This is a genomic window from Flectobacillus roseus (genome assembly GCF_030056595.1).
In the GTDB taxonomy this organism is placed as follows: domain Bacteria; phylum Bacteroidota; class Bacteroidia; order Cytophagales; family Spirosomataceae; genus Flectobacillus; species Flectobacillus roseus.
Window position 1 is genome coordinate 280,028 of the sequence record NZ_JASHIF010000007.1, and the last position, 16,214, is coordinate 296,241.

Sequence of the window (16,214 nt, forward strand, 5' to 3'; positions counted from 1 at the left end):
CTAATCGGAGTGGCGACCCACCTCGCCTACGGCTCAAACAATAGGATTTCAGAAAAACAAACATCAACTTTTTCATTTTCTTTTACTTATGAAATTTAAACATCCTCTGATTGAGATTTTCTAAAAATATTAACTGCGCTAGTGTTTTGAATTTAAACACTAGCGCAGTTTTTTTTATAGTAAAATTTCATACTTGAGAAATTCCTCAGGACTAACAATTATCACTCAACCCTCCTCCACTCATCACAAGATATGACGTTTTGACACAATCTATTATGCCCGAAAAGTAATAAACGCCCAGAATCTTGTATATTTGAGCAAAGCGCCCTTAGCTAATACTTTCTGAGTCCATACAACATGCACATACAAATTCCGTTGTAGGAACAAATTGAGCCTTTGTTCGCTTCAAGAACTTTAATTTTTTATTCAATGAAAAAAACTATTTTGACGCTCTGCGCACTCGTTATGTGTGTTGGGTCTTTTGCGCAAAAAGTTACCCAAAATGCTTCGTATCAATTCTTTGTTGACTTGACTACTGTCAAAAATGATAAACTAGAAGTATCATTAATTGCACCTAAAATCAATAAGGACGAAATCACGTATAACCTCCCAAAGATTGTCCCTGGGACTTATGCCAACTATGACTTTGGTCGCTATATTACCGATTTCAAAGCTTTTGATGCTGCTGGCAAAGCTTTGAAAGTTGAAAAACTTGATAAAAACAGCTACAAGATTGCTAAAGCTAAAAGTCTTTACAAAATCACTTATTTGGTAGATGACACTTGGGATTCTCCCGAAATCAGTGGTGAATATGTGTTTGAACCTGCTGGAACAGATATCGAAAAGGATACATTGTTTGCGGTCAATACTCACGGATTCTTTGGCTATTTCGATAATTTGAAAAATGTAACCTACAACGTCAATTTCTCGAAACCAAAGGGTTTCTATGGTGCCACGTCTATGATTGCTAGCAAAAGCGATGCAAGCAGTGACTTGTTTTCGGTGGGTAACTACAATGACTTGGTGGATGCACCAATCATGTATTCAAAACCCGATACAACGGTATTGAAAGTAGGTGGTGCAGATATCTTGATTTCGGTATATTCTCCTAATAAAAAAGCAAATTCTGCTGAGATTGCAGCCAATGTAAAAACTTTGTTGGAAGCACAAAAAGAATATCTGGGTGGCACTTTGCCTATCAAAAAATATGCGTTCTTGATTATTTTGTCAGACAATTTGAAAAATGGTAGCTATGGCGCACTCGAACATTCGTATTCGTCTTTCTACTATTTGCCAGAGGCTTCTGCTGAAGAATTATCTCAAACCGTTAAGGATGTTTGTGCCCATGAGTTTTTCCACATCGTAACGCCATTGAGTATCCACTCTGAAGAAATTGGAGACTTCGACTTCAACAAGCCAAAAATGTCTAAGCACCTATGGATGTACGAAGGTATGACCGAATATGCGGCGGGTCACATGCAAGTGATGTATGATTTAATTCCATTGGGTCAATACTTAAATATGGTTCGTAACAAAATCAACAGTATGTATGATCGTTATGACGAAAAAGTACCATTTACCGTAATGAGCGCTGATGTGTTGGAAAAATACAAAGACCAATATCCAAACGTGTACGAAAAAGGTGCATTGATTGGTTTGTGCTTGGATATTAAACTTCGTCAGCTTTCGAAAGGAGCTTACGGAACACAAAATTTGATGCGTGATTTGTCTAAATATTATGGTAAAGAAAAATCATTCAAAGACCCTGAATTGTTCGACAAAATTACGGAGATTACAAAATTCCCTGAATTGAGACAATTCTTTGCGAAATACGTAGAAGGCAGTCAACCTTTACCTTTAGAAGAAATCTTCCAAAGTGTGGGAATTGAATTCCAAAAAGAAGCGAAAGTGCGTGAGAAGTCGATTGGTGTATCGGTATATAGCTTAGGGCTAAATCAAGAATCAAAAGCGATTTATATCCTTGACGATGAAGGCATTGATGCTTTTGGCAAAAAATTAGGATTAAAAGCTGGTGACGAATTTGTATCCTTGAATGGTAAAGCTTTGGATTTGGCGAACTTCCGTAATACTCGTACTGACTTTATGCAAAACGCTAAAGAAAATGATACTATCAATATGGTTGTAATGCGTAAAGAAGGTGACAAAAAAGTAGAAGTAAAACTCTCAGCGCCATTATTTATTCCAGAAATTACGGAGAAAAACTTGCTTAAACCAGTAGCTTCCCCTAGCGAGGCTCAAGTTACTTTGTTGAAAGCATGGTTGTCGCCAGCTAGTAAATAATCATTGACTTTTGCTATTTAATTAGCTATTTTCAAGTCTAGCATTTTCAAACAATGCTAGACTTTTTTTATGCAAAAAATCTACCCTATCAAATACCCAAAGCTATCAGATAGTTATTGGGTTCGTGGTTTCTGTTTCTTTCTGACCACGCTGTTTTATGCCTGTTCTTCATTGGATTCGACAGAACTACAACCTAACATTTTATCCACAAGAGACTACCTCATGCAAGAAAAAGGGCAGTTTTGCGTTTTTTCAGTTCACCAAATATCTTACACGCTCAATCAAAAAGCGACAGAATCTCTTTTTTTCGAAAAACATATTGTCATCGACTATCCTAACAATGAAGGGGTTTTAGTTGCTATTTTTCGTAAAAATCAAGAAAACACAAATTGGATTGAAACTGGCAGGAAATTGGTAGTTTTACAGAACGGCAAAATTATAGAAATTCAAAGCAACCAAACCCAATGTATTTTGGTCAATCCTATTGAAGTTGGTACTCGGTGGAACTTTCAATTATATAGCCCAACAAAAGCACAGCAAGCTCAGATTACTCGTTTGCTACCTCCAATGACCTACTCTCATAAAACGATGTCAAATCTGGTAGAAGTGGAGCTATTTAAAGATTCGAGTGCCTTGAGTTTACAAAAGAAACAAGTCTTTTTTGCACCTAATTTTGGTATTGTTTTCTCAAAAGAATCGAATGTTTCTTATTGCTACGAGGGCAAATGTTTGGGCAAAGGACAAATCAATTACGGCACAATTATCACTTATGAATTGATAGATTATGGCAAAGAATAAACATTTTTTATTGCTCTTTTTCCTGGTAATTAGCCTTTCAAGTTATGGACAAGGAGCCCTTAAATATCTGGTTTTACTAAAGGATAAAAGTAATTCAACCTATCAAATATCTCAGCCTAATCAATTTTTGTCGGCAAGAGCAATTGCTCGGCGAACAAAACAAAACATTGCTATCACCACGCAAGATTTACCTGTAAATCTTACCTATATCAATCAAATCAAACAAACTGGCGCAAAGGTCTGGTACACTTCTCGTTGGATGAATGGCGTAGTCATAGAGGCAACTTCCGAACAACTTTCTAAGGTGTTAGCATTGAGTTTTGTAAAAGGTTTAGAAGGCAAAGAACCTCTACGAAACTATGCCAGTATTCTATCAGCCGCCCGAAGGGTATCCAAATTTGCGATGGAGGATAGCCCATCCCCAACAGGCTACGGCCTATCCGAAACTCAAAACCTTATGCTTGGTGTCGATGCCATGCACAATAAAGGTTTTCAAGGGCAAAATATGCTCATTGCTGTATTTGATGCGGGTTTTACTGGTGCAAATACCATTCCTGCCTTTAGCCATTTATTCAATAATAGCAGGGTGGTTCAAACCTATGATTTTGTTGAAAATAATACGTTTGTGTATGACTATCACTCTCATGGTACCAATGTGCTTTCGTGTATGGCATCGCTTCAAACAGGCAGAATGATTGGCACAGCACCACAAGCCTCTTATGCGCTATTCAGAACTGAAGACGATGAAAGTGAGTCTATTTTAGAAGAAGTCAACTGGCTTATCGCTGCTGAGCGTGCAGATAGCCTAGGCGTAGATTTAATTAATTCTTCATTAGGATACACAGTGTTTGAAGATTCCAATACCAGCCATACCTATCAGGATATGAATGGTAAAACCACGATTGCGGCAAGAGCAGCCAAATGGGCAGCGCAAAGAGGCATTATTTGTACCATTAGCGCAGGTAATGAAGGCGCCGATGCGTGGAAGTATATCTCTACCCCAGCCGATGCCGACTCGATTATTGCGGTTGGAGCCGTTTCAAGCACACGTAATGTTGCCTCATTTAGCTCGCGCGGACCAAGTGCCGATGGAAGAATCAAACCAGATTTATCGGCAATGGGACAAAGTGTTGCCGTCTTAAACACCGCTGGAAATGCCACAGTTTCGAGTGGAACGTCATTTTCCTCCCCTATCCTTTGTGGTATGGTAGCAGGTTTGTGGCAAGCTTTACCCAATAAAAAAGCGCAGGAAATCATCCAATTATTGAAAGAATCAGCCAGTGACTATAGCGCACCAAACAATACGATTGGTTATGGCATTCCTAATTTTAATATTGCTTATTTAAAAGCACAAATACCATTATTTGAAGGAATATCTCTGGCTTTTCCCAATCCTATCAATGACCAATTAAAAATAGCATTGTCAGATTTTTCGGCTCAAAAAATCTATTCATATCAAGTTTTCAACATGCTTGGCAATCCCATTTCTCAAGGAAGTATCGCTAATGCCATAACATTTGTGGATAGTAGTAATTGGCCAGCAGGAGTTTACATTCTCAAACTTCAGGTAGATCAACAAACGATAGAACATAAAATTATAAAGATGTAACGATTGAATAGGCCATGATTTGGCAAATTAAGAGGGCTAGACTAGCTGAAATCTGTATTTCAAAATCCAATCTATCCAAAGATTTATTTATATTTATCGAATGTTTATTCCCCACTATAGCATGAGGTCAATATTATACAAAAGTCTTTGTTTTCTTGCTGTCATAATTTACTCATTTTCATCGTATTCTCAGTTTCATCGTGAAGCTCGATGGATCAGTGTGACTGAACCAACCAAAGCAAATCAATGGATTTGTTTTAGAAAAAAAATCACACTAAAAAAAGCCATGGCAACCGCCATGACCAAAATCGCCGTGGATTCCAAATATTGGTTGTGGGTCAATGGACAACTGGTTGTGCGTGAAGGCGGACTCAAACGTGGTCCCAATCCGCAAGATACCTATTATGACAATCTTGATTTAGCGCCGTATTTGAAAGTTGGAGAGAATACTGTCGCTATTTTGGTTTGGTATTTTGGTAAAAAAGGATTCAGTCATAACAGTTCTGGACAAGCAGGACTCTTATTTGATTTACCTACCCCAAGCGGAAACAATTGGGTTAGCAATGCTTCTTGGCTATGTAAAGTTCATCCTGCCTTTGGCGAAACACAAGCGCCTTTTCCCAATTATCGTCTAACGGAATCTAACATCCATTTCAATGCTCAAGAAGATATCGAGGGCTGGTTTGAACCCAAGTTTGATGACTCACATTGGGAATCAGCTACTGAGTTAGGAGCCGCAGGTGATGCGCCATGGAATCAACTGATAGAACGACCTATTCCTCAATGGCACTTTAGTAATTTACAAAACTATACCAATACTCCTCCACTCCCACTTGTCAGTGCTGGCGATACATTGGCGTTACAGTTACCACAAAATTTAGCCATTACGCCCTATTTTAAAATTGAAGCAAAAGCTGGACAAAAAATAGATATTCGTACCGACAACTATTATGGCGGTAGCGAACCCAATATTCGTACTGAATATATGACCAAAAATGGCGTTCAAGAATTTGAAAGTCCCGCCTATTTTAACGGACATATTGTTAAATATTTTTTTCCAAAAGGTATTAAAGTTTTAGCGGTTCAGTACCGAGCCACACGCTACAATTATGAGCTTCAAGGAGATTTTACTTGCAATGATGCTTTTTTGAATAAACTAAAAGAAAAAGCACTGACTACACTCAACCTCAATGTACGTGATGTCATATCTGACTGCCCTGACCGTGAGCGAGCGCAGTGGTGGGGTGATGTGGTTATCAATGAAGGTGAAATGTTTTACTACTGGAATCAAGCGGGGCATCAATCTTTACAAAAAGCCATACGAGAATTAGTAGCTTGGCAAAAACCTGATGGATCGCTCTTTTCGCCAATTCCTGCGGGTAATTGGGATCGCGAACTACCTGCTCAAATGTTAGCAAGTATTGGAGAATATGGTTTCTGGAACTATTATCGCTATACGGGCGACTCAGCGCTGATAGCCGAAGTATATCCTGCCATCAAAAAATATCTTTCTCTTTGGAAAATAGATGAAAATCATTTGGTAAAACACCGCGCTGGAGGTTGGATGTGGCATGACTGGGGACAAAATGTAGATGTGGCACTATTGGACAATGCTTGGTACTATTTGGCCATGAAAGGACTGTGTAAAATGGCACATTTACTTGGTTTAGAGGAAGATGTAGCTGCCTATTCTTACCAGATGCAAGAACTCAAAGATGCATTTAATGAAACCTACTGGCGAGGTAACTTTTACAGAAGTCCCAACTACAAAGGTATCACCGACGACAGAGGTAATGGCTTGGCTGTTGTAGCAGGATTGAGTAGCCCTGAACAATATGGCTCGATAAGCCTATTTTTAAGTCAGGAGTTACATGCTAGTCCATACATGGAGAAATATATTCTGGAAGCCTTGTTTCTGATTGGAGAAGACAAAAAAGCCATTGCTCGTATGAAAACGCGGTACAAGTCTATGGTAAATAGTCCGATTTCAACCCTATGGGAAGGTTGGGAGCTCAATAGCGCTACCTATGGTGGAGGAACCTACAATCATGGTTGGACTGGCGGACCAGCGACTCTTCTTTCACAATATGTGGCAGGTATTAGTCCTTTGGCAAATGGATTTAAGACTTATAAAATTCAGCCGCAAATAGGTCTATTGACATCGATTAAAGCCCAAGTACCCTGTCCAGCGGGTTTGATAAAAGTCAATATTCAAAATACTCCTCAGCAATTTACCTTAAGCGCAGAGGTACCCACAGGAATGCAAGGTGTTATTTCAGTTCCCATATTAGCCGATATTTACTCAGAAATTACCTGCAATGGAACCGTTATTTTTGCCAATGACAAATACATCAACGCCCTACCATGGCTAGACCTAGTACCAGGCAATGAGCATTACCTCAATTTTGAGGTAAAAAATGGAGGGAAAATAGTTTTTGTGGGGAAGAATAGGAAATGAGGGGTTAGGTACAGGTAGGGATAAGGCACAAAGTAGCAAAGGCACAAAGGGAAAATGTATAAATTACTCCCTTTGTGCCTTTGTTAGTCTATACCTTTATGTCTTTGTCACTTTGTGCCTTTATGCCTTTGCCACTTTGTGCCTTTCTTACTCCTATACCCTACTTTTTCCTCTTCTTCTCCTCTGCATTAATCAAATTCAAATACTGCTCTGTATCTAATTTTTTATTGGCAAGTATTTTATAGTTTGCATCCAGCAAGAATACATTTGGATATGTTTGGGTATTGTAATCATTCGTAAAGTCAATACTCGAAGCATTGTCGTATCCGTGAATAAACTTCTGAGCTTTAAAATCCTTGATAAATTTCTTCCAATCTTTTTTATCTTTTTCTTGTCCACGTACCCCACAAGCCATAAAAACCTTCACGCCTTTTGCTTGTAGTTTGGGATAATCCTCTACCAACTTTTTAGTTGTTTCTTGACAATGATGGCAATTCGGGTCATAAATCATGACCAAAATATATTTCGATTTTGTCTGATAAAGACTTACAGGTTTACCGAGAGTATCGCTCATAGGTAAATCTTTGAGCGTATTACCTATCAGTACCTTTTTCATACGATACACATACTCAAAATTGCGAACCACCGTAGCAGAGTCCCAAAGAGCCATATTTTTGATCATGTATTTCTCCGCTACGTGGGTATACACAACCTCTTTTCCTAAATAATCTGTCGAAAGAAATTTCTGTGCTATTTTACTAAACACATACTTTCGTTGGTCAGACTTTGGAGGCGTCCGGTCAAGTAACCTATCAGAAATCTGAATTAAGGTATCAGGCGAATAAGGTCCTTCAACGGTTTTGAGGTAGTTTTCCAGCACAGGCCCTAGAAATGGCGTTCGCATCATACGTTCGTCTTCGAGCGCTACATTGTCAAAATAATGTTTAAGTACATATTCATTATGTTTGATTGTATCCTCGGTGGTAGGTTTTGCAGGATATGGTGGAGCAGGAATCTCAGTATTGATACGCACTATATTAGCGGCCAAAGACTCCTTGCCATATTTTTGAACAAATGTTTTTTTGTAAGCATCAATATCGGCTATCAGTTTGGGACGTTCATTGGCTGGAGCATTTTGAATTTTAGCCCCTTTTTCGTTAACCGTTCTCAAAAATTCGGCAAACTGGCGAGCCTCCTCAGAGCCTATAATTTCCATTTTCCCATATAAATCAGCCTTATCTGTCTTGACGCTGAAGGTCTGAGTTGTTATGAGTAAATCAAATATACGCTGGTTGCCTTGTACCAATACATAAAAACCCAAAGGCAAATCTTTTTTACCTTGAAATAGGATTTTTCCGTCACCATCCGCTTTGGCAGTATCCAAAGCCAAATAGCTTTTTTCAAAGCCATTCACTAAATAAAATGTAGAATCACTCAGACCTTTTACCTGTATCTCAATACGATGTTGCGCATTCAGTTTAGCTGTCATCATGCCCAAAAACAAAAGGCATATCATCCATCTCTTCATTCTGATATAAAGTTTTATTGAAAAACGAATTTACATAAATATCTCGGCTGTACCTTATGATTAACAAAAGATTAACACGGCTATTTAGTATTTTATCATGATTTAACAAGCCTATTGAGCAAGATAATATGGTACAAAAAATATAAAAAATTGTAGGATTCAAACTACTATTTACCATTTAATAAACTCTAGGCCTTTTTTCGCTATTATGCCCCTTATTCTCAGCTAAATACTTGTAAATTAGCTCAATTAATTTTTTTCTAAAACCATCTTGCCATCAAGTATGCCTATTCAAAAAGTTACTAAAAATGAGATAATAGCCAAAGCCCTAAACGTGTTCAGTAATAAAGGTTACCACAACACTTCTATGTCAGACCTCGCAGCCGAAGTAGGTTTGCTAAAGGGAAGCTTTTATCATTACTTTATTAGTAAAGAAGAATTAATGGTACAAATTCTTGAGAGTATTGATTATGAGTTGAAAAGTAATGTTTACCCCTTGGCCTTCCATAAACAGTACCCTGCTTCAAAACGAATGAAGCTTTTTTTGAAAGGGCTAAGTAAAGTAGTGATTCATAAAAATGGAGGTTGTATTTTGGGAAATACGATTTTAGAAACTGCAAATCTGTATCCTTCCTTCCGACATTTGCTCACTACCATTATGGATGGTATAGTTCAGAGCTTTGCTAATATTTATCAAGAACTCTATTCTCAAGAACAATCCCAAATTCTAGCGCAACAAACGCTCATGGAATTGGAGGGTGCTATTATGTTTTCGAAACTGTATAGTAATCCAAGTATTTTTCAAGATTTTCAAAAACGTATGATTCAGCGTGTTGAAACAGACTCGTAAAATCATTTATTTCTCCTACATAATTTTATAAAACCTCCGAAGGGTTTGTTATGTAAAATTTCCACTATTTACCCTCAAAACTTTCTTGCGCTTTGGTCGATTACTTCTCATCGAGTAATCCTAGGACTTCTTTTACTTTGAAGGAGCTTTATTCTGATCCTTTGCAATATCCTGAAGCGTCAAAATTACTTTGTCCATGTCCTTGATTGGCGTATAAATATGAGGGGTCACACGGACACCCACGACATTTTCCCAAGTGACTGGAGAAGTATAAATTCTCGATTTTTTCATGAGACTATTGTGTAATTCTCCAGAGGTCATCCCTTTAAAACCTATTAGAGCAATAGCGCCAGAAAATTCAGGTTTTAAAGACGTTTGGGTATAAAAATTGGGTAAGTCTACACAACGAGTCAATAGATAGTTTTTGAGATATTGTAACCTTTTTTGGATTCTTTCAGTACCAATAGCATTATGAAAATTTACGGCATGACCAATTGCCATTTCTATCGGAAAGGAACGTGTCCCAAGCCCTTCAAATTTTCGAATATCATCTTTCAAAGGATTATCAGAAGGAGTATGTGTCCATAAACTAGCAATATGTTCTTTTTTGACCCAAAGCAAGCCTGTTCCAAAAGGTGCACAAAGCCATTTATGCAAACTAGCTCCCAGATAATCACAACCTAAGTCGGGGATTTTATAGGTAATTTGTGCAAAGGTATGCGCTGCATCGACCACTACTTTAATCTTAGGATTTTTCTTTTTTACAGCCTCAGAAATAGCTTTTACGGGCAACAATTGACCTGTCCAGTTAATCATATGGGTCAGATGAACAATCCTAGTGTTTTCGGTCACTAACTCGACATATCGCCTTACCAATAAATCGTTATCCTCACATGGCAAAGGATTATGATTGACATATTTCATCACAATACCTTCGCGCTTTTCTCGCTGTCGCCATCCATGAAGCATATTCGGATAATCTTGTAAGGACATAACCACTTCATCGCCTTTTTGTAGTTCTAAACCCAAAATAATCGTATCCAATGCCTCTGTAGCATTGCGATTCATGGCTATTTCATCGGGTAAACAACCTGCCAAATCTGCCAACTTACTACGAACAGCCTCACGATTTTCGTCCAAAATACGCCACATATAATACGTTGGCGCTTCGTTACAAAGTTTGTTATAATGCGTAAGGGCATCTTGCACCATAATAGGTTGTGGACTTACCCCTGCATTGCTCATATTAATCAAATTGGGTGAAGCAGAAAATGCCAATTGGATTTGTGCCCAATAATCCTCGTCAGTAGTAACATCCTTTTGAGGAGCATAACCAAGAATACGTTGTAGATTTTGATTAGTCGCTTGACTGGTAAACGGCAAGGCAGATAAGCCGCCTGTGCCTAACATAAGGTTTTGTAGAAAATTGCGTCTTTGCATTATAGTTTGGAGCATTTGAGGTAAGAAGGTTCTGGCTTGGCAAAGGCACAAAGGCACAAAGGCACAAAGGCACAAAGGCACAAAGTGTTTTATCTTAGTGTTTTGGGAAGTACCAAGTCAAATCCTTCCTAAATTTAATAAAGAATAGCTGCAATTTGTAAATTTGAAGATTTGATAATTTGAAAATTAGGAAAAGGAATTTTATCCATGTCAAAAGCCCCCTCACCCCTATCCCCTAAAAACACGTTGTACCTCTGTCCCTTATCCCTTTGAACCTAAAAAAACTAACCCCTCACCCCTATCCCCTTTGAACCTAAAAAAAACTCCTTGCCTAACCCCTATCCCCTAAAAATACTTTGTGCCTCTGTGCCTGATCCCTTTGTGCCTTAAAAAACAAAAAAATCCTCATACCCGAAGATATGAGGATTCATAATAAGGAAAAGATTGTTCCTAATTGCGTGCACTTGCATAAAGTGCATTTGGAATTTCTTGTTTAGAGAGGACCCTAACACGTACATTACCTATACCTCTTCTAACTATTCCAATTTTTTTGGCAGCCGCATAACTTAAGTCTAAAAGTACTTTTCTTCTATGCGGGCCTCTGTCGTTTACACGTACCACAGCTTTCTTACCATTGGACTTGTTGGTTACTTCCAACAAGGTACCATAAGGCAAACTACGATGAGCTGCTGTGTAGCCATTATTTTTGTAGCGTTCGCCACTTGAAGTTCGTCTGCCGTTGAATTTACGTGCATAAAACGAAGCTTTACCCTGAAATGACCGTGCATCTTTTGCTACAATTGATAGTGAAATAACACTACAAAAAATAAGCAATAAAATGGATTTTACCATGTCTATTTTTTGGATGATGGAGTGCAAAATTACGGTAAAATCCTGTCATTTACAAGCTTGCACAATACTTATGAGTTTACGGCATTGTACTTTATTGATATACATTTTAGTTTTTTTAATTTGCAATACTTCTTGAATTAATACAAAAATTGGGCTATCTGTCGAGATAGCCCAATTTTCAAGAAATCTAGCCAACACTTTTTCAATGGCGAGAATCTCTTATTTTTTTAGAAAAAAATATTTCAAAAAAGTCAATTTTAACAAATATTAACATTTTTTTTCACCTATTCCGACTAGTATTTCCCACGAATTGCAGGCTTAATTTGGTTATCATACACCTCTCTCAAAGCCGTATGAATTTCGGCGGATAATGGCTCCAAATTACTAGAGCCCATGTTGGATTCAACTTGAGAAATTTTGGTAGCTCCAGGAATCACTGTAGTAACAGCAGGATGATCCAAAATCCAACGTAATGACCATTGTGCCAAACGCTCATCGGGCATAAGATTTCCCAAACTTTGAGCAAACTCTACACCTTGTGCAAAAGCTACTCCCGAAAACGTCTCGCCAACGTTGAAAAACTCTCCATTAGCATTATAGTTACGATGGTCTGTAGTAGCAAATTCGGTATCCTTGGTATATTTTCCACTCAAAAGCCCGCTCGCTAACGGCACTCGAACGATTAAGGAAACGCCTTTTTCTTGTGCTTTAGCAAAGATTTCATCTGCTAAATGCTGACGGAATAGGTTGAAAATAATTTGTAAGGAAGCAAGACCTTCCTGCTCCAAACAAATAAGCGCCTCCTCAGCAGTTTCGACACTAACGCCCCAGTATTTGATTAAACCTTCGTCTTGCAATTTTCTTAATGAGTCGAAAACATCACCTTTTTGCAATTCTTCGGTTGGGATACAGTGTAATTGTTCCAAATACAACTGCTCCAATTGAAGATTTTGAAGAGAGTCTTCCACGTGTTGTTTGATAGCCTCATATGTAAAATTTTGTGGCCAACCGTTTCCATTATCTCCTCTTCTTCCGAGTTTGGTGGCTACATAAAGCGTTTCTGAACGAGTTTTCAAAAATTTACCGATGACCTTTTCGCTGATACCTCCACCATATACATCGGCCGTATCGATAAAATTACCTCCTAAATCCACAAACCGATTGAGGATTTCGAAAGCAGATTCTTCTGTAACATTTCCCCAATCGGCACTGCCTAGTTGCCAAGTACCAAGACCGATTTCGCTAATAAGTTCTGTCTGAAATTTTCTGAGTTGCATGATGATTAATTGTGAATGAGTGATTTAGTGATAATGTTTAATTGTGAATAAGCGAATGGTGAATTGTGAATGTAAATTTTCAATTAATTACCAGTGCTTATAATCATGAGTAATCTTGCCAAATAACAGCTAGTAAATTTCTAATGTAAAATACAATCGCAATTCAGCATTAATACTAAAATTTATTCCTCTACAAATCTAAAGACAATATGACATTATAAATGCTGATTTGGATGGATTCTACTGAAATTTTGGCGGATAAAAATTCCCTAAATTGCTTAAAACAAGACATTTTTTCCGATTGTGCTGATTGGATTCATATTTGATAAATAATTAGCAAATGAAACAAATCAGGACAAAACAAAACTACTGATATGAACTTTAATAAATACACCACCAAAACCCAGGAGATTATCCAGCAGGCAGCTACGATTGCCTCGGGTAATGGTCAGCAGGCCATCGAAGCGGGGCACTTGCTGAAAGCTATTCTTGAGGAAGACAGCAATACTTCGGGCTTCTTGTTGAAGAAAATGGGTGTGAATGAAAATATCCTATTGACCAAACTTGAAAGCATTGTTAACTCCTATCCAAAAGTATCGGGCGGACAGCCTTATTTGGCCAATGATGCCGCCGCTGCTCTCACCAAGGCCGAAAATCTATTGAAAGATTTTGGCGATGAGTTTGTCAGCGTAGAACTACTTTTGATGGGCTTATTTTTAGGAAAAGACTCCGTAGCTACTCTATTAAAAGATAGTGGCTTCAAAGAAAATACACTCAAATCAGCGATTAAAGAACTTAGAGGTAACACCAACGTGAAAGACCAAAATGCAGAAGCAACCTATCGTTCGTTGGAACGATATGCTCGTAACCTAAATGAATTAGCCAAGTCAGGAAAAATCGACCCTGTGATTGGTCGTGATGAAGAAATCCGTCGTGTTTTACAGATTCTTTCTCGCCGTACCAAAAACAACCCCATGTTGATTGGTGAGCCAGGCGTAGGTAAAACCGCTATCGTAGAAGGTTTAGCTCAAAGAATTGTATTGGGAGACGTACCCGAAAACCTTCGTAGCAAAACGATTTATACCCTAGACATGGGCTTGTTGATTGCAGGTGCCAAATACAAGGGTGAGTTTGAAGAGCGTTTGAAGGCTGTTATCAAAGAAGTAACCGACGCAGAAGGCGAAATCATCATGTTTATTGATGAAATCCATACCTTGATTGGCGCAGGAGGTGGTGGTGATAGTGCGATGGATGCGGCCAATTTGCTCAAACCAGCTTTGGCACGTGGCGAATTGCATGCTATTGGGGCGACTACGCTTAAGGAGTACCAAAAATATATTGAGAAAGATAAAGCCCTCGAACGTCGTTTCCAAGCTGTTACTGTAGACGAACCAGATGTAACTGATGCCATTTCTATCTTGAGAGGTATCAAGGAAAAATATGAACTTCACCACGGAGTACGCATTCAGGATGATGCGGTCATTGCTGCCGTTGAGTTGTCAAACCGCTATATTTCAGATCGTTTTTTGCCTGACAAAGCCATCGACTTGATGGACGAAGCAGCAGCTAAAATGCGTATGGAGATTGACTCTGTTCCTGAAGAAATTGATGATTTACAACGCCGTATTATGCAACTCGAAATTGAGAGAGAAGCGATTCGTCGTGAAAATAATAAGGAGCGTGAAACCATTATTAGTCGTGAATTGGCAGAATTGACCGAAAAAAAATCGGGCTTAATGGCCAAATGGCAATCAGAAAAATCGGTGCTTGATAATGTTCGTAAAATCAAAGAAGATATTGACCGTTTGAAATTAGAGGCAGAACAAGCCGAACGTGCTGGTGATTATGGCAAAGTAGCAGAAATCCGCTATGGCAAATTACTAGAGGCGGAAAACAAACTCAAAGAGCTACAAACACCGAAGGTAGAAGAAAACACCATGCTTCAGGAAGAGGTAACAGCAGAGAATATCGCTGAGGTGGTAGCAAAATGGACAGGTATCCCAGTTTCAAAAATGATGCGAGCCGAGCAAGAAAAGCTCTTGCATATGGAAGAGGAATTAGGCAAACGTGTAGCAGGGCAAGAAGAAGCGATTGAGGCTATTTCAGATGCAGTTCGTCGTTCGCGCGCTGGTATGCAAGACCCTCGCCGTCCGATTGGTTCATTTATTTTCTTAGGTACAACAGGGGTTGGTAAGACCGAATTAGCCAAATCACTTGCAGATTATCTCTTCAACGATGAGAATGCAATGGTTAGAATTGATATGTCTGAGTATCAGGAGCGTCATGCGGTAAGCCGTTTGATTGGAGCACCTCCAGGATACGTAGGTTATGATGAAGGTGGTCAGTTGACCGAAGCGGTACGTCGCAAACCTTACAGTGTTATTTTGCTCGACGAAATCGAAAAAGCACACCCAGACGTTTGGAACATCCTTTTGCAAGTACTCGATGACGGTCGTTTGACTGACAACAAAGGACGTATTGCCAATTTCAAGAATACCATCATTATTATGACATCAAACATTGGTAGTCATATTATTCAAGAAAAAATGGCAGAAATGGAAGGTTGGAATAACCATATCATCTTAGAAAAAGCCAAAGAAGAAGTAATGGGCTTATTGAAGCAAGTGGTTCGTCCAGAGTTTTTGAACCGTGTAGATGAAATTGTGATGTTTGAACCACTTTCTAAAAACAACCTTCACAAGATTGTCGAAATCCAGTTCAAACAAATCCAAGACCGTTTGAAAGAACAAGGCATCACACTCGAAGCTACCGACGAAGCCTTGACATTCTTAGCAGAAGAAGGCTATGACCCAACCATGGGAGCTCGTCCACTCAAGCGTGTATTGCAAAGAAGAATTTTGAACGAATTGTCAAAACAAATTCTTGGACATTACGTAAGCAAAGATTCTATTGTAATGATGGAATTAGGCGAAGATAAATCATTAAAATTCTCGAACGTAACAGTCGAGGTTTAAGTCAAATAGTTGGTTGAGGAGAAAAAAGGAGACTACAGGGTTGTGAAATGGATTGTGTTGTGGTCTCCTTTTTTATGGGGTTGGGAATACAAACTATTTCCTCATCAAAGAAAAAAGGGACAAAGC

General features: G+C 38.6%; 10 protein-coding genes. 6 read left to right on the forward strand and 4 right to left on the reverse strand.

The genetic code is table 11. From position 1 onward, the window contains the following. Positions 1-429: 429 nt before the first annotated feature. From QM524_RS08230 to QM524_RS08245, 4 genes are all read left to right on the forward strand, one after another. Entirely contained in the window at positions 430-2,301 is a 1,872-nt protein-coding gene (locus tag QM524_RS08230; protein WP_283344187.1) for a M61 family metallopeptidase, read from the forward strand. Positions 2,302-2,370: 69 nt separating this feature from the next. Then, positions 2,371-3,099: a hypothetical protein gene (locus QM524_RS08235; protein WP_283344188.1), complete on the forward strand. Its 729-nt coding sequence runs from the start codon at positions 2,371-2,373 to the stop codon at positions 3,097-3,099. Then, on the forward strand, positions 3,086-4,708 hold the full coding sequence (locus QM524_RS08240) for a S8 family serine peptidase (RefSeq protein WP_283344189.1): 1,623 nt from the start codon (positions 3,086-3,088) through the stop codon (positions 4,706-4,708). The genes QM524_RS08235 and QM524_RS08240 overlap by 14 nt, the downstream gene beginning before the upstream one ends. Before the next feature lie 286 nt (positions 4,709-4,994). Next, on the forward strand, positions 4,995-7,166 hold the full coding sequence (locus QM524_RS08245) for an alpha-L-rhamnosidase-related protein (RefSeq protein WP_283344190.1): 2,172 nt from the start codon (positions 4,995-4,997) through the stop codon (positions 7,164-7,166). A gap of 160 nt (positions 7,167-7,326) precedes the next feature. Here the strand turns inward: QM524_RS08245 and QM524_RS08250 are convergent, their stop codons facing one another. Continuing rightward, entirely contained in the window at positions 7,327-8,694 is a 1,368-nt protein-coding gene (locus QM524_RS08250; protein WP_283344191.1) for a thioredoxin-like domain-containing protein, read from the reverse strand. Between the two features lie 283 nt (positions 8,695-8,977). Here QM524_RS08250 and QM524_RS08255 point away from each other — a divergent pair, with 283 nt between their 5' ends. Continuing rightward, positions 8,978-9,544 carry a TetR/AcrR family transcriptional regulator gene (locus QM524_RS08255; protein ID WP_283344192.1) on the forward strand — a complete coding sequence of 189 codons (567 nt, stop codon included), beginning with the start codon at positions 8,978-8,980 and terminating at the stop codon, positions 9,542-9,544. Positions 9,545-9,676: 132 nt separating this feature from the next. Here QM524_RS08255 and QM524_RS08260 read toward each other — a convergent pair whose 3' ends face one another. From QM524_RS08260 to QM524_RS08270, 3 genes are all read right to left on the reverse strand, one after another. Continuing rightward, on the reverse strand, positions 9,677-10,984 hold the full coding sequence (locus QM524_RS08260) for an aminotransferase class V-fold PLP-dependent enzyme (protein WP_283344193.1): 1,308 nt from the start codon (positions 10,982-10,984) through the stop codon (positions 9,677-9,679). Positions 10,985-11,434: 450 nt separating this feature from the next. Next, positions 11,435-11,836, reverse strand: a complete 402-nt coding sequence (locus QM524_RS08265; RefSeq protein WP_095167487.1) for a septal ring lytic transglycosylase RlpA family protein — start codon at positions 11,834-11,836, stop codon at positions 11,435-11,437. 293 nt (positions 11,837-12,129) lie between these two features. Continuing rightward, entirely contained in the window at positions 12,130-13,113 is a 984-nt protein-coding gene (locus QM524_RS08270) for an aldo/keto reductase (RefSeq protein WP_283344194.1), read from the reverse strand. A gap of 374 nt (positions 13,114-13,487) precedes the next feature. Here QM524_RS08270 and clpB point away from each other — a divergent pair, with 374 nt between their 5' ends. Then, positions 13,488-16,088, forward strand: a complete 2,601-nt coding sequence (clpB, locus tag QM524_RS08275) for an ATP-dependent chaperone ClpB (protein ID WP_283344195.1) — start codon at positions 13,488-13,490, stop codon at positions 16,086-16,088. The last annotated feature ends 126 nt before the right edge of the window (positions 16,089-16,214 follow it).